17 protein-coding genes and 1 tRNA gene are annotated in these 20,701 nt (G+C 62.6%); 8 read left to right on the top strand and 10 right to left on the bottom strand.

Features of this window, described 5'->3' with window-relative positions; all coding sequences use genetic code 11:
* Positions 1–60: 60 nt before the first annotated feature.
* Complete coding sequence (locus K1X15_RS07790) at positions 61–1,566, bottom strand: NAD(P)H-hydrate dehydratase (protein WP_220306904.1); 1,506 nt, start codon at positions 1,564–1,566, stop codon at positions 61–63.
* A 155-nt stretch (positions 1,567–1,721) separates the two neighbouring features.
* On the opposite strand from K1X15_RS07790, the gene K1X15_RS07785 reads away from it, so the two are divergent.
* Together K1X15_RS07785 and K1X15_RS07780 are read left to right on the top strand one after the other, a co-directional pair.
* Positions 1,722–2,369: a PilZ domain-containing protein gene (locus K1X15_RS07785; RefSeq protein WP_220306903.1), complete on the top strand. Its 648-nt coding sequence runs from the start codon at positions 1,722–1,724 to the stop codon at positions 2,367–2,369.
* Positions 2,370–2,545: 176 nt separating this feature from the next.
* Positions 2,546–3,196, top strand: coding sequence for a hypothetical protein (locus tag K1X15_RS07780; RefSeq protein ID WP_220306902.1), 651 nt, complete (start codon positions 2,546–2,548; stop codon positions 3,194–3,196).
* Positions 3,197–3,342: 146 nt separating this feature from the next.
* Here K1X15_RS07780 and glnA read toward each other — a convergent pair whose 3' ends face one another.
* Both glnA and K1X15_RS07770 read right to left on the bottom strand, forming a co-directional pair.
* Positions 3,343–4,752: a type I glutamate--ammonia ligase gene (gene glnA, locus K1X15_RS07775; RefSeq protein WP_220306901.1), complete on the bottom strand. Its 1,410-nt coding sequence runs from the start codon at positions 4,750–4,752 to the stop codon at positions 3,343–3,345.
* 67 nt (positions 4,753–4,819) lie between these two features.
* Positions 4,820–5,158 carry a P-II family nitrogen regulator gene (locus K1X15_RS07770; protein WP_046105125.1) on the bottom strand — a complete coding sequence of 113 codons (339 nt, stop codon included), beginning with the start codon at positions 5,156–5,158 and terminating at the stop codon, positions 4,820–4,822.
* A gap of 422 nt (positions 5,159–5,580) precedes the next feature.
* Here K1X15_RS07770 and K1X15_RS07765 point away from each other — a divergent pair.
* The 3 genes from K1X15_RS07765 to K1X15_RS07755 all read left to right on the top strand — a co-directional run bounded on the left by K1X15_RS07765 (position 5,581) and on the right by K1X15_RS07755 (position 7,810).
* A tRNA-Leu gene (locus K1X15_RS07765) sits at positions 5,581–5,665 on the top strand.
* A gap of 48 nt (positions 5,666–5,713) precedes the next feature.
* On the top strand, positions 5,714–7,093 hold the full coding sequence (tig, locus tag K1X15_RS07760; protein ID WP_220306900.1) for a trigger factor: 1,380 nt from the start codon (positions 5,714–5,716) through the stop codon (positions 7,091–7,093).
* A gap of 444 nt (positions 7,094–7,537) precedes the next feature.
* On the top strand, positions 7,538–7,810 hold the full coding sequence (locus K1X15_RS07755; RefSeq protein ID WP_220307471.1) for a PRC-barrel domain containing protein: 273 nt from the start codon (positions 7,538–7,540) through the stop codon (positions 7,808–7,810).
* 75 nt (positions 7,811–7,885) lie between these two features.
* Here K1X15_RS07755 and K1X15_RS07750 read toward each other — a convergent pair whose 3' ends face one another.
* Positions 7,886–9,397 carry an ABC-F family ATP-binding cassette domain-containing protein gene (locus K1X15_RS07750; protein WP_220306899.1) on the bottom strand — a complete coding sequence of 504 codons (1,512 nt, stop codon included), beginning with the start codon at positions 9,395–9,397 and terminating at the stop codon, positions 7,886–7,888.
* Positions 9,398–10,144: 747 nt separating this feature from the next.
* On the opposite strand from K1X15_RS07750, the gene parE reads away from it, so the two are divergent.
* The 3 genes from parE (at position 10,145) to K1X15_RS07735 (ending at position 15,125) form a co-directional block, all read left to right on the top strand.
* Positions 10,145–12,160, top strand: coding sequence for a DNA topoisomerase IV subunit B (parE, locus tag K1X15_RS07745; protein WP_220306898.1), 2,016 nt, complete (start codon positions 10,145–10,147; stop codon positions 12,158–12,160).
* Positions 12,161–12,495: 335 nt separating this feature from the next.
* The gene (locus K1X15_RS07740) at positions 12,496–13,914 is read left to right on the top strand and encodes a DEAD/DEAH box helicase (RefSeq protein ID WP_220306897.1); all 1,419 of its coding nucleotides are present in this window, start codon (positions 12,496–12,498) and stop codon (positions 13,912–13,914) included.
* 143 nt (positions 13,915–14,057) lie between these two features.
* Positions 14,058–15,125 carry a GGDEF domain-containing protein gene (locus tag K1X15_RS07735; RefSeq protein WP_220306896.1) on the top strand — a complete coding sequence of 356 codons (1,068 nt, stop codon included), beginning with the start codon at positions 14,058–14,060 and terminating at the stop codon, positions 15,123–15,125.
* Here the strand turns inward: K1X15_RS07735 and K1X15_RS07730 are convergent, their stop codons facing one another.
* The 6 genes from K1X15_RS07730 to sufC form a co-directional block, all read right to left on the bottom strand.
* On the bottom strand, positions 15,126–16,403 hold the full coding sequence (locus K1X15_RS07730; RefSeq protein ID WP_220306895.1) for a 3-phosphoshikimate 1-carboxyvinyltransferase: 1,278 nt from the start codon (positions 16,401–16,403) through the stop codon (positions 15,126–15,128).
* Positions 16,404–16,509: 106 nt separating this feature from the next.
* Entirely contained in the window at positions 16,510–16,890 is a 381-nt protein-coding gene (locus K1X15_RS07725; RefSeq protein WP_420828365.1) for a HesB/IscA family protein, read from the bottom strand.
* 53 nt (positions 16,891–16,943) lie between these two features.
* On the bottom strand, positions 16,944–17,276 hold the full coding sequence (locus K1X15_RS07720) for an SUF system Fe-S cluster assembly protein (protein WP_240549745.1): 333 nt from the start codon (positions 17,274–17,276) through the stop codon (positions 16,944–16,946).
* A gap of 74 nt (positions 17,277–17,350) precedes the next feature.
* Positions 17,351–18,571, bottom strand: a complete 1,221-nt coding sequence (locus K1X15_RS07715) for a cysteine desulfurase (protein WP_220306893.1) — start codon at positions 18,569–18,571, stop codon at positions 17,351–17,353.
* Positions 18,572–18,709: 138 nt separating this feature from the next.
* Positions 18,710–19,918 (bottom strand): Fe-S cluster assembly protein SufD, encoded by a 1,209-nt coding sequence (sufD, locus tag K1X15_RS07710; RefSeq protein ID WP_220306892.1) that lies wholly within the window; start codon positions 19,916–19,918, stop codon positions 18,710–18,712.
* A 3-nt stretch (positions 19,919–19,921) separates the two neighbouring features.
* Positions 19,922–20,683, bottom strand: coding sequence for a Fe-S cluster assembly ATPase SufC (gene sufC, locus K1X15_RS07705; RefSeq protein WP_220306891.1), 762 nt, complete (start codon positions 20,681–20,683; stop codon positions 19,922–19,924).
* Between the last annotated feature and the right edge of the window lie 18 nt (positions 20,684–20,701).

Here is a 20,701-nt window from a genome sequence, read left to right as displayed (position 1 = left end):
TAGGGCCGACGGTTCCATCCGACAAGCTTTTGCGATTGCGCCAGAATCCGCCTGATCGTGTCAGATTTTGGCAGCAGCGGTTGGCGCTGGCCGGACCAGCGATTGCAGCACCCCCGGCAGCAGCGCGGGAAGGTCCTCGCTGATCATGCCGGGGCCTCCGAACCGGTTGGCGGCCTCTGCGTGAAGCCAGACACCGGCGCAGGCCGCCTCGAAGCCGGACATGCCCTGCCCCATCAATCCGGCGATCACGCCAGCCAGCACATCCCCGGCGCCCGCAGTTCCCAGCCATGGGGGCGCGTTGTCGTTGATGGCAGCCCTGCCATCCGGCGCCGCAATTACCGTGTCACTGCCCTTGAGCACCAGGACGGCACCGGACCGTGACGTCGCGACCCGGGCCCGTTCAAGCTTGTCGCCGGTGATATCGGGGAAGAGCCGCACGAATTCGCCCTCATGGGGGGTGAGAACCACGGGCGGCTGCCGCGCCTGGATGCGCGCCCAGGCCGGCTCTGCCTGCGCGGCGATGCAGGTCAGCGCGTCCGCGTCGAGCACCAGTGCCGCGCTTGACCCCAAAAGAATGTCGATGTTGTCACTGGTCGCGCTGCTCACACCAGCCGCCGGCCCGACGACCGCGGCGGTGATACGCTTGTCGGTCATGACGTCGGCCAGTTGCTGAGCCGTTGCTATCGGACGCAGCATGATCGCCGTGACATGGGCGGCGTGCATGCGCAGCGCCTCTTCCGTGCCCAGCATCGTCACCAGTCCCACGCCGCTGCGAAATGCCCCGAGGGCCGAGAGACGCGCGGCGCCAGTTTGCAGCGGCCCGCCGGAAATCACGACGACGTGCCCGCGATCGAATTTGTGCTGGTCGGCACTGGCGAAGGGCACGGACCAGAGACCGGGCCTGTTCTGCCAGGTGGACACCGGGATCTCCGCCAGCACTGCCGGGGGGATGCCGATATCGGCAAGGTGCCGCCGACCACAATGGGTACGACCCGGGAGCAGCAGATGTCCGGGCTTGAAGCGAAAGAAGGTGACGGTTTCCGTCGCCTTGATGGCGGTGCCCCGTACGGCGCCGGTTGCCCCGTCGATTCCGCTTGGCACATCGATACTCACCACCGGAATACCTGACCCGTTGACGGCATCCACCGTGGCAGCAAGCGGACCCGTGACGTCTCGATCGAGCCCTGCTCCGAGCAGCGCATCGACAATGAGTCCAACGCCATCGAGGTCCGGCGCGTCCGGTCCGTCCATATTGCCGGTCCAGCGTGCAGCCATGGCTGCGGCATCTCCCTTGAGACGGTCGGGCGCGGTCGAGAGCCAGAGGCGGACCGCCCAGCCCGCCGCCTGCAGCAGCCGCGCCACCACGAAGCCGTCGCCACCATTGTTCCCCGGCCCGCACAGAACCAGTACAGGCCCTTTCGGGTAATCGCCGATGATCCGGTCGGCAACCGCGCGGCCAGCCGCTTCCATGAGGGTGAGCGAGGGTACGCCATGGGACACGGCCAGTCGGTCGGCCTGGGCCATTTGCGCGGGTGTCAGCAGGACGTGTCGATCGGGATTCGGCATGGCGGGGCATTCAGCTTCCGGAAGGCGGAGGCACCAAACCTTCGCGTTAGGAACAAATTTACAGCCTTGCGCTCACTTGAACAGACCTTGGGAGAAATCCTTAAGGACTCACACTTAGGGTTTTCACTGGTGATGGCAATTGGGAAGGGGAGCCCATGTCGTTGACCGCTGCAATCGATGACGAAAGTCTGCGCGCGTCCTTCAAATGGAATGATGTCCGATTCATCGGGGCGCTGGCGGGGCGGTACGCCCTGCCCGACCGTCGCCGCGGGCCCGATGACAAGATTCCCGTCTATGCCTGCCGGCTCTGCTCCATCTCCACCCGCATGCTCGTGGCCGTCGGCCCCGTGGTGGGCAAGGAGGGCGAATCCGTCTCCTCCCATTTCAACGAGTTCGGCATCCTGCGCGGCCGCATCACCCGGCGCCTGGCTTCCGGGTTCGTCACGGACCTGCAGCTTACCGACAGCGAGCGCGAGAAGCTGGCCGCGAAGATCGACTGGCACAAGAAGCATGTGCATGCCCAGGTGCCCGACAAGCGCGAGCATCGGCGTATCCTGCCGCGCGATCCGCGCAGCACCATCTTCCTGGCCGACGGCCAGCAAGTGCCCTGTTTCGTCATCGACGTGTCACGGTCGGGCGCGGCCGTCTCTGCCCATTACTGGCCGGAACTGGGTATGCCAATGGCCCTTGGCCGGGTGGTCGGCCGCGTGGTGCGGCATCTCGAGGTCGGCTTTGCCCTGCAGTTCATCCAGCCGCAGGAATTCGAAGACCTGGAAGCGCTGATCAAGCCGCCCGGCGAGTGAGCCGTTCCCCGATCGCCCGTTGACCCGCCCCGCTCAGTGGCCGGCGCGCCGTGCCTGGCGGCCCGCTGTTCACATCTGCCAAAAGATCGCCCTTTCGATAAATTGCAATCAATGTGCGCAACACGCCGTTGAGGCGACGGGCGCATGCTCATTCGACCACCAATGGGAGGTCGGCCGTGTCCGAAGTTCTGGAACGTCCAACGATTGCCTTGCACGGCATTTCCACCGTCGCGGGTCGCTATGTCATCGGCGCGCAGCCGACGCATCCTGGCATCAATCTGTTCGCCTGCCGCCTGCGGATGATCGGTAGCGACAGCCTGCGGGTGACCGCGCCCGTCATTCCCCAGATCGGGGAGCCGGTATCGGTCAGCTTCACCTCGTTCGGCACGCTCAGCGGCAGGGTCAGCCGCCAGTTCGACGACGGTTTCGAGATCGAGTTCGACCAGAGCGCTGCCGACCGCGAGGCGCTCAATGCCCGCATCACCAGCTTCAGCGAAAAACTCTGGACCACGGCAACCGACCGGCGCGTGGCGCAGCGCGCCATGCCCAGCAATCCGCGCACCGTCATTGCAAGGCCCGACAATTGGTCGCAGCCGTGCCTGATCGTCGACTATTCGATTTCGGGCGCGGCCGTGTCGGCGGCGTTCCAGCCGGCCGTGGGCGAGATCGTCACCGTGGGCCGCGTCACAGGCGAGGTGGTGCGCCTGTTCGACTTCGGCTTTGCCGTGCGCTTTTTCGAACAGCAAAGCGCTGACAGCATCGAGGGCCTGCTCGAGGCGCCCGAGGAATGGCGCGAAGTGATGCGCCGCAGCTTCAAGGCCGTCTGACCGGGCAAAGGTAACCGCATGGTCACGCGTCGCGCCCCGCAGGCCGGGTGACGGCGCGTTTCCGCGTTCCTGTGCTGCTACCTGGACGCTCGCCGGCGCATGAAAAAGGGGCCCGAAGGCCCCTTCCCCACTCATTTCTGAGCCGCTTAGGCGGAGTAGTACATTTCGTACTCGACCGGGTGCGGGGTGTGCTCGAACTTGATCACTTCCTGCATCTTGAGGTCGATATAGCTGTCGATGAAATCGTCATCCATCACGCCACCGACCTTGAGGAAGTCGCGGTCGGCCGACAGGGCTTCCAGCGCTTCACGCAGCGAGCCGGACACGGTCGGGATTTCCTTGAGCTCTTCCTTGGGCAGCTCGTAGAGATCCTTGTCCATCGGGTCGCCGGGGTGGATCTTGTTCTTGATGCCGTCGAGGCCGGCCATCAGCAGAGCGGTAAAGGCCAGGTACGGGTTCGCCAGCGGATCGGGGAAACGCACTTCCACGCGCTTGGACTTCGGCGACTGGCCGAAGGGGATACGGCAGGAGGCCGAACGGTTGCGGGCCGAATAGGCCAGCAGCACCGGGGCTTCGAAGCCGGGCACCAGACGCTTGTAGGAATTGGTGGTCGGGTTGGTGAAGGCGTTGATGGCCTTGGCGTGCTTGATCACGCCGCCGATGTAGTAGAGGCACTCCATGGAGAGGCCCGCATACTGGTCACCGGCGAACAGCGGCTTGCCGTCCTTCCAGATCGACTGGTGGCAGTGCATGCCCGAGCCATTGTCGCCATAGACGGGCTTGGGCATGAAGGTCGCGGTCTTGCCATAGGCATTGGCAACCTGCTGCACGGCATATTTGTAGATCAGCACGTCGTCGGCCGACTGGATCATCGGCTTGAACTTCATGCCCAGCTCGTGCTGTGCCGAAGCCACTTCGTGGTGGTGCTTTTCGATGATGACGCCCATCGAGCCCATGGCTTCGAGCATCTCACCGCGCATGTCCTGGGCGCTGTCCAGCGGCGGAACCGGGAAATAGCCCTTCTTGAGGCCGATATGGTGGCCGTTATTGCCACCTTCATAATCGGCATTGTTGTTGATCGGCAGTTCCGAATGGTCGACCGAGAAGCCCACATTGTAGGTGGTGGTCGAGTACTTCACGTCGTCGAAGATGAAGAATTCGGGTTCGGGGCCGAACACCACCGAGTCACCGATGCCCGAGGACTTGACCAGGGCTTCGGCCTTCTTGGCGATGCCGCGCGGGTCGCGGTTATAGGGCTGGTAGGTGGCGGGCTCGAGAATGTCGCAGTTGATGGCGAGGGTCGAGGCGGCGAAGAACGGATCCATATAGGCGGAATCCGGATCGGGCATCAGCACCATGTCGGACTCGTTGATGGCCTTCCAGCCGGCAATAGAGGAACCGTCGAACATGACGCCTTCCTCGAACATGTCGGCATCAACCACCGATGCGTCCATGGTGACGTGCTGCAGCTTGCCGCGCAGGTCGGTAAAGCGCACGTCGAGATACTTGATGTTCTCGTCCTTGATACGCTGAACAATATCGCTTCCGGTGGTCATTAGGTCTTCCCCTGTCAAAATCGGATGCTTGTTGCTGTTTGTGGCGTCTGGCGTCTGAAGGGAGGCTTCAGAGCGCGTCGTCGCCGAATTCGCCGGTACGGATACGGATGGCCTGCTCGATTGAGTAGACGAAGATCTTGCCGTCACCGATGCGACCTGTTTGCGCAGCGGTGCGGATCGCCTCGATGGCCTTTTCGGCCAGATCGTCGGGGCAAACCACTTCGACTTTCACCTTGGGCAGGAAATCCACCACATATTCAGCGCCGCGATAGAGCTCGGTATGGCCCTTCTGGCGCCCGAAACCCTTGGCCTCGGTCACGGTGATGCCCTGCAGGCCAACTTCCTGCAGCGCTTCTTTGACTTCGTCGAGCTTGAATGGCTTTACGATAGCCTCGATTTTTTTCACTGGAGCCTCCACTGGCCGTTTTCGGCAGATACCGGCCACGTGTATGCACGGCCTGTGCCAGCTATCCTTGTGATCGAAAAGACGAATTAGAACAGCAGCTTGCGGGCCGCGCGCGCCATTTGCCGCGCCGCTCCGAGGATCGCTATGATCAAATATTAGACAGAATGCACATCATTTGCGCATCAAGGACCGGATCGCGGGTGCTCTCCGCGCGGGAATGATGAAAATGACGCCACTTATCGCAGCGGCGTTCGCGCATCGAGCTCCACGAAAGAAGGAAGACCACCTGACCCGCCGACACAGCCTCCATAGGCACGGGTTTGGTGCTACTATCGTCATTCCGGCCAAATCGCCAAGCTAGGCTTTGACTGCCTCACGCTCTTCATATAGATGCAACGCCAACCCGGCCGACGGGGACCCTTGCGGGTGTGGCGGAACTGGTAGACGCACTGGATTTAGGTTCCAGCGCCGCAAGGCGTGGAGGTTCGAGTCCTCTCACCCGCACCATAGCGGCCTCGGCCGAACGAGATTGAATCAAGACGGGATCAGACCCCAATGCAGGTAACCGAAACCCTCAACGACGGCCTCAAGCGCAAGCTCAGCGTCACCATTCCGGCCGCGGACCTCAATTCGCGCCTCGACGCCAAGCTCGAAGAGCTCAAGGGCCAGGCCAATATCAAGGGCTTCCGCCCGGGCAAGGTGCCGACTTCGCATCTCAAGAAGGTCTATGGCCGCTCGGCCATGTCCGAGGTCATGACCGACGCGATCAACGCCACCGTGTCCGACACGCTGGACAAGCGCGAAGAGCGCGCTGCCACCCAGCCCAAGGTCGACCTGCCGCAGGACCAGGGCGTCATCAATGACGTTCTCGATGGCAAGGCCGATCTCGCTTTCGAAGTCGAATATGAAATCCTGCCCGCTGTGACCCTGATGGATATCAAGGGCGTCAAGCTCAACAAGCCTGTCGTCGACGTCACCGACGAGGAAGTCGAAACCGAAGTGAAGCGCGTGTTCGCGCAGAACCGCGGCTATACCGACAAGGGCGACGACGCCGTCGTGGAAGACGGCGACCGTCTGGGCCTCAGCTTCGTAGGCAAGATCGGCGGCAAGGAATTCGAGGGGGGCTCGTCCGACCACGCGCACCTGACCGTCGGTTCGGGTGAATTCATCCCCGGCTTCGAAGAGCAGCTGGTCGGGATGAAGAAGGGCGAGACCCGCGAGATCAAGGTCACCTTCCCCAAGGACTACCAGAACGAAGAGCTGGCCGGTAAGAAGGCCACCTTCGAGGTCACCATTCTTCATGTCGACGGCCCTAATGCCGGCGAGCTGGATGACGAATTTGCCAAGAAGCTCGGCCTCGAAGACGTTGCCGCGCTGCGCAAGGCCGTTCGCGACCAGATGGAAAACGCCCTCAGCTCGATGGGCCGCCAGCACATGAAGCGCCAGGTTCTAGACGCGCTGGACGAAGGCCACAAGTTCGATGTGCCGGCCCAGCTGGTTGAAGCCGAGTTCAACACCATCTGGCAGCGCGTCGTGCACGAGATCGAGCACCACGGCCGGTCCTTCGAAGACGAAGGCACCACCGAGGAAGCCGCCAAGGAACAGTATCAGCGCATTGCCGAGCGCCGCGTGCGCCTGGGCCTGGTCGTCGCAGAAATCGGCAACCAGAACGAAGTGCAGGTGACCGACGAAGAGCATCAGCAGGCGCTGATCGCCGAAGTCCGTCGCTTCCCCGGCCAGGAACAGCAGGTTTACGACTACTACCGCAAGAACCCGCAGGCGCTGGCCAGCCTCCGCGCCCCGATCTTCGAGAACAAGGTCGTCGACCACATCATCGAGCTCGGCGACGTCACCGACAAGAAGATGACCCGCGACGAACTCGCCAAGCTGATCCAGGCCGACGAGGACGAGGTTCCGGAAGAGCACCACCACTAAGGTGGGGCATCCCAGAATTGAAGAGGCCGCCTCCGGGCGGCCTTTTTGTTTGCCGAATTGATCGCTCCGGCTGCCGTTTTGTTGAACCAAAGGCGGGGCCATTGGCTTGTGTTTCCAATAGAGGAGATTAAGCCAATGGCACACTATACCGCTGACGCCGGCTACGACCCCAAGGGCGCGCATAATCGCCGGCTTTCCCTGAACCTGGACCCCGATCATTTCGCGACCGAGGCCGGAATCACTACCGAACAATTGCGTGACTACGAAAGGACCAGCCCGGATCACGACTATGATCCGGCAGTGGCCGCGCGTGTCGCCGCCACGCTGGACCGGCTGGAGCGCAGCCGTCCCAATTTGCAGACCGGAAAGAGCGCGGTGCCGGGCCACAGCGCCCCGCGTCCCGAGCACGCCGGCGCACCGGACCATGCGCGGCACCCGCGATTGATGGACCACGAGCTGGTGCCTGAGGTGCTGGAAGGCGCGACCATTTATGGCGCTGGAAATCACACGATCGGTAAGGTTTCGCACATGCATGGCAGCGGCCCAAGCGCAGAAGTCATCATCGATGTCGGCGGCTTCCTCGGGATGGGGGCGAAGCCCGTTTCCATCAACATGGCCCAACTCGATTTCATGCGCGACGAGAACGGCAAGGTCCATGCGGTCACGTCATGGACCAAGGAGGATCTCGAGGCTATGCCGGAGCATCGACACCATTAGAGTGTCCATAGCCGCCCCGGATAATGTCCCGGAGCGGCGCGGTTTAGTGACTATGGTCTGGCCAGCCCTTCGGGTTTACTCCGCCATTTCGGCAAAGAACCGCTCGGGTCCATCGACTTCCACCAGCCTCTTGCGCTCGATCAGCAGAAACCTTGTTCCGATGGCGCGGAGGAACGCCCGGTCGTGGGTGACCAGAATGGTCGTGGCGCCCTGCTCCCGAATGTCGGCCTCCAGCTGCTCCTGGCCGGGGATATCGAGATGGTTGGTCGGCTCGTCCAGCAGGTAGAAGTTCGGTCGTTGGAGCCGTAGAGCGAGCAAGGCCAGTCGCGCCCGCTGGCCGAGGGACATGGTGCGAATTGGCTTTCCCTGCCGATCAGGGGGGAAACCGGCACCGGCCAGCAGCGCAATGGTGCGCCGGTCGCCTTCATCGAAGCGATGCAACAGGTAATCGAGCGGTGACGGATCAAGCGGCAGCCAGGCCAGGGCCTGGTCGAGATAGCCTGGCGCGAGTTGCGGACTGATCCGTAGCCCCGAGGGCACCGATCCGGCCAGAGCTTCTGTCACCACCCGCATGAACTGGGATTTTCCCGTGCCATTGCGGCCGAGCAGCACGATGCGGTCGCCTTGGAAGATATGCAGCTTGTCGATGGCAAAGAGCGGCGTGCCGTCGGGCGTCGCGATGGGCACATTCTCGAAGGCCATCATGACTTTTGCCTCGGCGCCGCTATTGCCCAGTTTCACCAGGCCGGTGCGTTCCTTGTGCGTTTCAAGCACCTGCGTTTCGATCTTCTCGGCACGGTCCCGCAACTGCTTGGATTTGACCGTGAGCAGGTCGCTGCCCGAATTGATGCCGATATTGGTGAGCTTGGCCGCCTGCTTGCGCAATTGCGCGGCCTGCTTGAGGTCGCGCTCCCGCTGCGCCTCTGCCGCGGCGTCGATCTGGTCCAGTTCGGCACGCGCCGCCGAATAGGCGAGCGGCAGATAGACTTGTTCGCTGGGCCTGAGGAAGAGCGTGCGATTGGTCGTGGCGTCGAGAAACGCGCGATCGTGGCTGGCGATCACCACCGGGATGCTGCGCGCCGCATAGGCGAGCCATTCCTCAAGCATCATGATACGCCCCAGGTCGAGGTGGTTTGTGGGCTCGTCCATCAGCAGCGCGTCGGGCTGCGTGACCCAGCTGCGGGCCAGGAGTGCCATGCGCTGCCAGCCGCCACTGAGTTCGCCCATTGGCTTGTCGCGAAGCTCCGGTGGAATGGACATTTCCTCGAGCACGACGTCGACGCGCCAGCTCTCGGCGTCCAGCGTTGCCGCGTCGAGTGCCGAAGCAACAAAGCTTGTCAGGCCCTGGCCAAGAGCGGTGGCCGGTACTTCCTGGGGCACAAAGCCGATGGAGAGGCCGCGCGAGCGGGTGATGTCGCCCTCGCTCAGCTCGGCTTGTCCCGCCATGGCGCGCAGCAATGTACTCTTGCCACGCCCATTGGGAGCAACAAGACCAACATGGTCACCGTCGGCGATGACGAGATTGAGATTGGAGAAGAGAAGTTCGCCCGCGCGGTGGCCGGCATTTTTGAGGCTGATTGTGCCCATGATATTCGCTCACTGGATCGGTGCCGCATCGAACGGGCACCATTGCCATCAGGTCGGCGCCTGGCTCGGGCCAGGTCGCCATGAAGGGCAAACCAGAGATCGGGAACGGAAATGTTACGTCCGGACCAGGCTGGTCAGCCCTGCAGCGCGTGCCGCAGGGCATGGACGGGTCCACGGGAACGATGCGTCTGAAAAACAGTCATGCAGCCCTCCCCTTTCGTGGACCAACCTCGAATGCCAATACCTAACCGCGCTGCCGGTGCAACGCAAGTCAGGTCAGGCAAGATAGAAGAGCATGCTGGTGCCGATCAGGGCCCCAAGGCGAGACACGCGGAGACTGGCCAGCCGGTACGCAATACCAAAAAATCCGGCTATCGGCCAATATCCGAGAGACGCAGAACCGACCGTGACCGATTGATACGCAATACCCGGCTGTTCGGTTCGCATACGGCAACTCCAGACAAAAACCGTATGTCCATCTGTCTATCAGGACGCACTTAAGAAAGTGCTCCCAAGAAGGAAACGAGGGGTAAACCGGCCGCCCTATCTTGGGACGAAACTGTTCCGATGCCGTGCGCTCGCGGAAATCGATCCGGGGTGCCGTTTTCGTGTTCAGCATCCGTTCATCTTGACGGTCCTGGACCAGTTCAGGCTGTGGGAATTGCCCCGAGAGCCAGACCCGCGGAAATGCTTGCGATATGGTAGAGATTGGACCTGCCCGATTCGGGCCGAACCTATGGAAAGTGCATGTCAGACCTCTTCGGAAGCGCCGCTCCCACTCCCGAACCGCCAAAGGAACCGACGCCGGCCAAGCCTGCGCCCCGGTCGTCCGCGGCGCCGCCGGAAGCGTATGGCGCGTCAGATATCGAGATTCTGGAAGGACTTGAGCCGGTTCGCCGCCGCCCGGGCATGTATATCGGCGGCACCGACATCAATGCGTATCACCACCTTTTCGCCGAGGTGATCGACAACTCGATGGACGAGGCCATTGCCGGCCACGCGACGCGCATCGAGGTGCATCTGGGCGCCGATGGATACATCACGGTTACCGATAATGGCCGCGGCATCCCGGTCGAGAAGCATCCGAAATTCCCCAATCGCTCGACCCTCGAAATCGTCCACACGGTCCTGCACGCCGGTGGCAAGTTCGACAGCAAAGCCTATGAAACTTCAGGCGGATTGCACGGCGTGGGTGTCTCGGTCGTGAACGCATTGTCCGACGACATGGTCGTCGAAGTGGCCCGCGACCAGCAGCTCTACCGCATCCAGTTCTCCCGTGGCCTGGTGGTCGAGGACGTGGTCAATGTCGGTCGGGTGCAGAACCGTCGCGGCACCACGACGCGCTTCCATCCGGACCCGCAGATCTTCGGCCCGACCGCGCATTTCTCGGCCGGCCGCATCTTCCGCATGACCCGCGCTAAGGCCTATCTCTTCGGCGGTGTGGAACTGCGCTGGAGCTGTGACGAAAGCCTTGCCAGTGATGAGGTGCCGGCCAAGGCGGTATTCCACTACCCCGATGGCCTCAAGGACTACATGACGGCCCGGATCGAGGGCGAGACCCGCATCACCGACGACATTTTTGCCGGCCGCAGCGGCAGGCCGGGCAGCCATGGTTCGGTGGAATGGGCCATTGCCTGGACCATTGGCGATGGCGGGGTGCAGTCCTACTGCAATACCGTGCCGACACCCGATGGCGGCACGCATGAGGCGGGCCTGCGCATGGCGCTGCTTCGCGGGCTCAAGAACTATGCCGAACTGACCAAGAACAAGGGCGCCGCCAATCTGACGGCCGAGGACGTGCTGACGAGCTGTGCGGCCATGCTGTCGGTCTTTGTGCGCGAACCGGAATTTGTGGGCCAGACCAAGGACAAACTGGCCTCTGGCGAGGCGACCCGCATTGTCGACACCGCGCTGCGCGATGCCTTCGACCACTGGCTGGCGGCCTCGCCGCAGCAGGCGGGAAAGCTGCTCGACTGGGCGATCGAGCGCGCCGAGGAGCGCCTCCGCCGCCGCAAGGAGAAGGAAATCGACCGGGCGAGTGCGACGCGCAAGCTGCGCCTGCCCGGCAAGCTGGCAGACTGTACGCAGAACGCGGCGCAGGGCGCGGAATTGTTCATCGTCGAAGGCGACTCGGCCGGTGGATCGGCCAAACAGGCGCGCAACCGTGCCAATCAGGCCGTTCTGCCGCTACGGGGCAAGATTCTCAACGTAGCAGGCGCCAGTCGAGACAAGCTGGCGGCCAACCAGCTCATCGCTGACCTCGTCCAGGCGCTGGGTTGCGGGACCCGGGACCGGTTCGTGGAAGACGACTTGCGTTACGACAAGATCATCATCATGACCGACGCGGACGTGGATGGTGCCCATATCGCGTCACTGCTCATCACCTTCTTCTTCCAGGAGATGCCGCGCTTGATCGAGAACGGGCACCTTTACCTTGCCCTGCCACCGCTCTACCGCATCAGCCAGGGCGGAAAGACGCTTTATGCGCGTGATGATGCCCACAAGAACGAACTGATGGAGACTGAGTTCACCGGCAAGGGCAAGGTGGACATCACCCGCTTCAAGGGCCTGGGTGAAATGCCTTTCGCGCATCTGCGCGAGACCACCATGTCGCCCAAGACGCGGACTCTCCTGCAGGTGAAGATTTTGGACGACCGGGATGCGACACGCCACACGGTCGACCGCCTGATGGGCAACAAGCCGGAGGCGCGCTTCGAGTTCATCCAGGAGAATGCGGCCTTCGTCACCGACCTTGATGTGTGAGCCATCTTAACCGCGTTCGCTCTGTTGGCACCCAAGACCGTTGACACACAAGGGGTTTGCGCTATGGTCCGCGCCGCTGGAGTTTTCCCAATGGCGGGTGGCGATTGAACCGCTTGCCACGTTTCGGGGGCCAGCGGGACATTGGTGCCAGGCCGGGTTCGGCGACCGTTCCGGTGTCCATCTGCGGGTGCTTGCAGTATTTCCTTTCTCATCCGCAGTCCTGCAAGACCCTCGCCCAAAGGGCGGAGCTTGCACAACTCCAATGACCGGTGCACCGGCCCGAGTTCTTCGGTCCGGCCAGGCATCGGGCAGCACCGTTGAGTGGAACGACCGACTTGACCGACGACTTTTCCGGACTGGGCCTCTCGAGCAAGGTCACCGACGCGGTGGCCGCGGCAGGCTATAGCAAGCCAACCGAAATCCAGGCTCAGGCCATTCCGCACCTTCTGCAGAAGAAGGACCTGATCGGCATTGCCCAGACTGGCACCGGCAAGACGGCATCGTTCGTATTGCCGATGCTGACGCTGCTGGAAAACGGCCGGGCCCGCGCCCGCATGCCGCGCACGCTCATTCTCGAGCCGACGCGCGAGCTTGCCGCGCAGGTCTCGGAGAATTTTGAGAAATACGGCAAGAACCACAAGCTGACGATGGCCCTCATCATCGGCGGCGTGTCGTTCGAAGACCAGAACAAGAAGCTCGATCGCGGGGTGGACGTGCTCATTGCCACGCCCGGCCGCCTGCTTGACCAGATCGAGCGCGGCAAGATCATGCTCAACGGCGTGGAAATCCTTGTCATCGACGAGGCCGACCGCATGCTGGACATGGGCTTCATCGACGACATTGAAAAGATCGTCAATCGCCTGCCGCCGCGCCGCCAGACCATGCTGTTCTCCGCCACCATGGACGCACAGATCGAGCGGCTGACCAAGAAGTTCCTCAAGGACCCGGTCCACGTCCAGGTGTCGCGCGCTGCCTCGACAGCCGACACGATCGACCAGAAGCTGGTCCGGGTATCGTCAAAGCCCGACGAAAAGCGGGCAGCGCTGCGCGCCGGGATTGATGCCTCTGAAGGCCTGACCAACGCCATCATCTTCTGCAACCGCAAACGCGATGTCGCTACCCTCGCGCGGTCGCTGCAGCGCCACGGTTATTCTGCGGGCGCATTGCATGGCGACATGGACCAGAAGAGCCGCATGGAGACGCTCGACGCATTCAAGACCAACAAGCTGACGCTTCTGGTGGCCAGCGACGTCGCCGCCCGCGGTCTTGATATTCCGGCCGTGAGCCACGTGTTCAATTTCGACGTGCCGGTGCATGCCGAAGACTATGTGCATCGTATCGGCCGCACAGGCCGTGCTGGTCGCTCCGGCGTCGCCTATACCTTTGTGGCCCCGGCCGACGGCAAGCATCTGGACGCCATTCTCAAGCTGATCCAGAAGCCGATCGACTGGCTTGAGGACAACAAGGGCGCAAAGTCCGCGACCAGGGAAGAAGCGGCCGAGGGTGCCGAAGCAAAGCCCAGCCGTGGTCGTCGTGGCCGTGCTGCCAAGCCCAAACAGACTGAGGCTGAAGCAACGCCTGCAGCGGCGCCACCAGCGGCTCAGGCCAAGGAAGAAGCCGCGCCCAAGCCCAGCAGGAACAGCGGTCGCCAGCGCAAGGCCCCGAGGCCAGAATCCACCGAATCGGACACGCCGTTCGGCGATGCGGGGCCAATTCCGGCATTCCTGCTGCGCCCGGCTCGAATTTCCCAGTAAAACTTCCGCTTTGTTGGCCGAAACCGGCTCGAATCTTGTAAGCTGCAGGTTGTCTTTGGGAGGGCCGAGGCTGTATCTAGGCGGCCACGACTCGTTTATCGTAATTCGATCCGGTCAGGGCGCAACGTGGCGCGGGGTGGGCAGTGTCGGACCAAGAATTTACGCGCACACTGGGCTACGCCAACGCTGCGTTTGACCTGCTGAAGCGCAGTGGGATACCCCCATATCCGCAGTTCTACGAGTTGCTTTACACCTATGCGACTGGCGTGAACCCGTCGCTGAACAACCGTATCAACGCCATTTTCAGAAGTGGGACCGTTCCGTCAACTGACCTGGCGGAAACGCTCTACAACGAGTTTCTCAAGTCCGACCTGAACGACCGCATGTCGAGCGTCTCGGAGCGCATGCACGCGCGCATCGAGGCCGTGCATGAGGCTATCGACAGCGCCATGACGACGGCAAATGCCTATTCAGGCTCCCTGCAATCGGCAAGCGGCGATCTGGAACGCCAGCTGTCTGGCGACGACATGAAAGCGCTGGCGACGCGCCTTCTAGCCGAGACGCGCCGCATGCAGGAAACCAACAGGCAACTGGAAACCAAGCTGGAGGCGTCCCGCGAGGACATCGCGGCCCTGCAGCGGGATCTGGACGACGTGCGACGCGAATCCATGCTCGATCCGCTGACCAAGATTGCCAACCGCAAAAGTTTCGATGAGGGCCTGGACGACGCGATCCGCGAGGCTGCCCGGTCGCGCGATCCCCTGTCCCTGATGCTGATCGACATCGACTACTTCAAGAATTTCAACGACACTTACGGCCACCAGACCGGGGACCAGGTCCTTCGCCTGGTGGCGATGACGCTGAAATCCAATATCAAGGGCAAGGACCTGGCGGCTCGCTATGGCGGGGAAGAGTTCGTGGCCATCCTGCCATCAACCGATCTCGATGGCGCGTTGATCGTCGCCGAGAATATCCGCAAGGCCATTCAGGCCAAGGAACTGCTGAAGCGATCGACCAACGAAAAACTGGGCCGCATTACCGCGTCGTTTGGCGTGGCCGAGTTCAGGCCCACGGACAATGCGATGTCGTTCATCGAGCGGGCCGATCGGTGCCTCTATGCGGCCAAGCATGCCGGTCGCAACCGGGTGGTCAGCGAAACCGAACTGGTCGAGATCGAGGAAGCGCCCGCCAAGGACGTTTCGGCGGCCTGATCAGGTGGTGGGCGTCAGTTCCACGCCCAGCCCGGCCAGCATCTCCCAATAGTCAGGATAGGTCTTTCCCGTGCAGGCGGGATCGAGAATGGTCACGCCGCCTATGCGCAGGCCGGCCAGCGCGAAGCTCATGGCGATCCGATGGTCGTGATAGGTTTCGATGCGGCTGGCGGTGTTGCGACTTGCGGCATGCATCAAGGCCGGATCGGCATTGACCACCAGGTCGTCGCCCTCTTCGCGCGCGAGACCGGGGCGAATGCGATTGAGTTCATTGGCCACGGCGCGAATGCGGTCGGTTTCCTTGACGCGCAGGTTGGCGATGCCGACAAAGCGCACCGGACGATTGTTGAAGGCTGCAAGCACGGCAATGGTCGGCACGGCGTCCTGCATCTGAGAGCCGTCAATAATCTCCGGCATGTCAGGAAACTGAGCGATGACCGCCTGTGCAGCCGCATCGGGCTGGGTGAAGGCGTCAGTCGGCACGCCCAGATCGATCCTGCCCCCTGTCAGCGCCTCGATGCCCCAGAGATAGGTCGCGGCAGACGCGTCGGGCTCGATATGGAAATCGGTGGCCTTGTAGCCTGTTGGCTGGACCAGCCAGGAACCATCCTCCCTGCCCTCGACTTCCGCCCCAAAGGCGCGCATGGCGGCGAGCGTCAGGTCGACGTAGCCGCGAGCGCCGATGTCCTTGCCGGCCAAGGCCACCTCGATGGGGCCGTCGCCAAAGGGCGCCGCCATCAGGAGAGCCGATACGTATTGACTGGAGAGCGAAGCGTCGATCTCCACCCGACCCGAACCGAAGCGGCCGGTACCGTGAATGGTCACCGGCGGACAACCGGTGGGGCTGCTCGCGTCGATGCCGAGAGCATTGAGGGCGTCCACCAATGGCTTGATGGGCCGAAGGCGCATATCCTCGTCGCCATCGACAACTACAGTCCCCTCGATCGTCGCGACGGCAGCAGTGAGGAAACGAGTTGCCGTGCCCGCATTGCCCAAGAACAGCGGCCCGGAGGGCGCCTGAAGGTGGCCGGAACTGGTCACCAGGAAGCTGGTGGCATCGGGTTCCTCCACCGTAACACCCATCTCCCGCAGGGCACGGGCCATCAACACCGTGTCCTTGCTCTTGAGCGCGCCGGTCAGGCGGCTCGTCCCATTCGCCATGGCGGCGAGCAACAGCACTCGATTGGTGATCGACTTGCTGCCCGGCGGAGACACACGGCCGACCAGGGGGCGATTGGGAGGCGTTATGGTGTAGGCGGGGGGAACGGTGTTCGGCATGATGGCGGATCAATGCACTAGCGGGAAATTTTCCGCAACGGGAAGATGCCCACCATGCGCTCTTCAGCCACCTTCTCCCAATTGGGGAGAAGGACGGCGCGGTGGCTCAGGCGCCGGCCCGCGCCTCTGCGATGGCCTTCAGGTCCGCAGGTGCAAGCGTCACGCTCTCCCCGCAGCCACAGGCGCCGGTCTGATTGGGGTTCCTGAAGGTGAAGCTCGATCCCATCTTGCCGGCTTCAAAATCCATGACAGTTCCAAGCAGGTACATGGTGGCCTTGGGGTCGACCCAGACATTGACGCCCTTGTCCTCGACATGATCGTCACCAGCAATGGGCGCCTCGACATAGTCCATGGTGTAGGACACGCCGGCACAGCCGGCATTCTTGATGCCAACGCGCAGCCCAACCACCGGCTTGTCGGAATCCTCGATGATTTCGGTGATGCGCTCGGCGGCGGCATCTGTCAGTGACATGATCTTGAAAGGCATAGGCAGTCCACCATTATCGGCGTTTCACGATATATAGGGCGAAACGCGCGAAATTACCACCAGTTCAACGCGACCTGAGCCTCTTCACTCATGCGCGAGGCATCCCAGGGCGGATCGAAAACCATGTTGACGGTGACGTCCTGGATGCCCTCGACGCCGCGGGCGGCGTTCTCGACCCAGCCGGGCATCTCCCCGGCCACGGGGCATCCTGGGGCCGTCAGGGTCATGTCGATGGTCAAGTTCCGGTCGTCATCAAGATCGACGCGGTAGATGAGGCCAAGTTCATAGATGTCCACCGGGATCTCGGGATCATAGACGGTCTTGAGCGCACCGATCAGGTCGGTGGTGATGCGCTCCACCTCCGCCTCGGGCAGGCCCGATGGCATTGTGGGGGCGATGCGAACATCGGTTTCAGTCGCCGGGGCTTCGGTTCCGGTTTCTTGGCTCATCACGGTATTCCTCAGGCGAAAAATTTCTGGGCGCGCTCGATGCCATCCACCAGCGCGTCAACATCGTCCTTGCCGTTATATAGGGCGAAGGAGGCGCGACATGTAGAGGTGACGCCAAATCGGGCCAGCAGCGGCTGCGCGCAATGGGTACCGGCGCGCACAGCTATGCCGTAGCGATCCAGGATTGTTGCCACATCATGGGCATGCGCACCGGCAATTTCAAAGGAGAAGATGCCGCCCTTGCCCTGCGCCGTGCCGATCAGGCGCAGCGAATTGATGCGGGAAAGCCGTTCCTGGGCGTATTCGGCCACGTCGTGCTCATGGGCTGCGATCGCGTCCCGGCCGATCTTCTGCATATAGTCGAGCGCCGCACCGAGCCCCATGGCCTGCACGATGGGCGGGGTGCCGGCTTCGAAGCGATGCGGCGGCTCGTTATAGGTGACACCGTCCAGCGTCACGGTTTCTATCATCTCGCCGCCGCCCTGATAGGGCTGCATTTCGGCCAGGAGATCGTATTTCCCATAGAGGACGCCAATGCCGGTGGGCCCGTAGAGCTTGTGGCCGGTCATGACGTAAAAATCGGCATCGAGTTCGCGGACGTCGACCTCTGTATGCACCGCGCCCTGCGAGCCGTCGACGAGCACGGGGATGCCACGGGCATGGGCGATCTCGATGATCCGCTTGATGGGGTTCACCGTGCCCAGGACGTTGGACATATGGGTAACCGCGACGATACGTGTGCGATCGGTTAGGGATGCCTCGAAGGCATCCATGTCCAGCACACCGTCATCGGACACATCGATCCATTTGACCACCGCGCCCTTGCGCTCGCGGTGAAAATGCCAGGGCACGATATTGGAATGGTGTTCCATGATCGAGGTGACGATCTCGTCCCCTGCCCCGATGCGCGGACCGGCAAAGGATGACGCGACGAGGTTAATGGCCTCGGTCGCCGACTTGGTGAAGATGATCTCCTCCACCCTGCCGGCATTGAGGAAGCGGCGAACACTCTCGCGCCCGGCTTCATAGCCCTCGGTCGCGCGGTTGGCGAGCGTGTGCAAACCCCTGTGCACATTGGCATATTCGTGCCGGAAAGCATGATCCATGCGGTCCAGAACCTGGACGGGCTTCTGCGCCGAGGCCCCCGAGTCGAGATAGACCAGACGGTGGCCGTGGATCTCTTCGCCCAGGATCGGGAAATCGGCACGGATCTTTTCGAGGTCGAAGGTCATTTCAATCCTACCAGCCGCCCTCGTGGTTCGAGGGTCGCTACGCTCCCACCTCACCATGAGGGATACCTCGGGAGCTGAGGAGAAATCCTCATGGTGAGGTGCGCGCAGCGCCTCGAACCACGAGGATTTCGGTCTGTGTCACTGGCCCATCAACCAGCCGTCGACGATGCCCTGCAGAGCCTCGTTCAGTTCTTCATCCTCTACCGGATCGAGCAGTTCGGCGATGAAACCGCGCACCAGCATGGTCTCGGCCTCTGCCTTGGGAATGCCGCGGCTGAGGAGGTAGAAGAGGCTATCCTCGTCGAGCTTGCCGCAGGTCGAGCCATGGCCGCAAACCACGTCGTCGGCGTAGATTTCCAGCTCAGGCTTGGAGAGGATTTCCGCTTCGTCCGACAGCATCAGGCCCTGATGCATGAACTTGGCGTCGGTTTTCTGCGCGTCGCGGGCCACGACGAGCTTGCCCTGCACCACGGCCTTGGAGCGTCCGCGGCTGATCGACTTGAACAGGGGCTGCGAGGAGGTATGCGGCACCGCGTGGTGGGTTTCCATGGTGATATCGGCGTGCTGGCCGTCGGACACGAGGTTGAGCCCGGTGATGTCGGCATGCGCATTCGCCCCGCCCATGGTGGGCAGAACATTGGTGCGCGACAGGCCGGCGCCGAGATGGATGATCAGCGTGCGCAGCTTGGCACCATCAGCGAGGTGATACTCGTTGGTGGCAAAATGCGTTGCGGCCCGGGCGCTCAGGTCCACGGTGATGTGGGTGACCACAGCATCCTTGCCGAGGGCCAGATATGTTGCATGATTGCCGACATGCGCGGCCTCGGAGCCCGAGAACGTTTCGAGAATGGTGGCACTGGCGCCATCCGCGACGAAAATCTTGACCGCGTCGGCGACATGGGCGGCATCGCCCTCCATGCGCCGCTCAATCTGGACGACGGGATCCACACTGCTTTCCAGCGTGAGCGTCAGGGCCTCGCCCACCAGTGCATTGTTGACGTGCACCAGCACGTCGTCGCGCGTGGTCAGCACACCACCACTGGCCTTGCCAACAATAACGCCGGCTGGCGCGGTGGCTGCGTTCTGGATGGCACCATTGGCGATCATCAAATTGTAGGCGCCTGGAATGCGCAGTGCCGGAGCGCTTGCATCGTTGGCCGCGCCGCCCAAGGGCGGAATAGCCCGCAGCAACGTCTTGAGATCCGTGTAGTGGTAGCTCTCCACGCGCCGGGTCGGCAGCCCGACCATGGCGACGCGTTCGGCGGCCTGGTCGGCACCGGCGGCCTTGAGCTGTGAGATCAGGGCTTCCTCGGCCGGGCCGAGGCGAACTGGAAAATTGGCGCGCATGGGTTATGCAGCCTCCCCGCCATAGCTCGCATAGCCTTCGGCCTCGAGCTTGAGGGCCAGGTCCTTGTCGCCGCTCTCGACGATCCTGCCGTCGGCGAAGACGTGGACCACGTCGGGCACGATGTGGTTGAGCAGACGCTGGTAGTGGGTGATGACCAGCATGGAGCGCTGGCCGTCTCGCAGGGCGTTGACGCCCTTAGAAACGACCTGCAGTGCGTCGATGTCGAGGCCGGAGTCGGTTTCGTCGAGCACAGCCAGCGAGGGCTTCAGCAGCGCCATCTGCATGATTTCGGCGCGCTTCTTCTCGCCACCCGAGAAACCAACGTTCAGCGGGCGCTTCAGCATTTCAGCATCGACGTTGAGCTGGGCGCCGGCTTCCTTGACCATGCGCATGAAGTCCGGGGTCTTGAGTTCCTCCTCGCCGCGCGCCTTGCGCTGGGCGTTGAGCGCGGCCTTGAGGAAGGTCATGGTCGCGACGCCCGGGATCTCGATCGGGTACTGGAAGGCCAGGAAAAGGCCGGCCACGGCTCGCTCGTTGGGCTCCATCTCGAGGATGTTCTCGCCATTGAGCAGGATCTCGCCCTCGGTGATTTCATAGTCGTCCTTGCCGGCCAGAACGTAGCTCAGGGTCGACTTGCCCGAGCCGTTGCGGCCCATGATGGCATGGACCTCGCCGGGCGGGATGACGAGGTTCACCCCCTTGAGGATTTCGCGTTCCTCAATGCGGGCATGCAGATTGCGGATTTCAAGAACGGGCGTGGTCATTTCGTAGTCTCCAAATTT

The sequence above is a fragment of the Devosia salina genome (assembly GCF_019504385.1).
GTDB lineage: Bacteria > Pseudomonadota > Alphaproteobacteria > Rhizobiales > Devosiaceae > Devosia > Devosia salina.
Note: the sequence above shows the minus strand (reverse complement) of the source record. Positions and strands in the feature narration are given on the sequence as shown.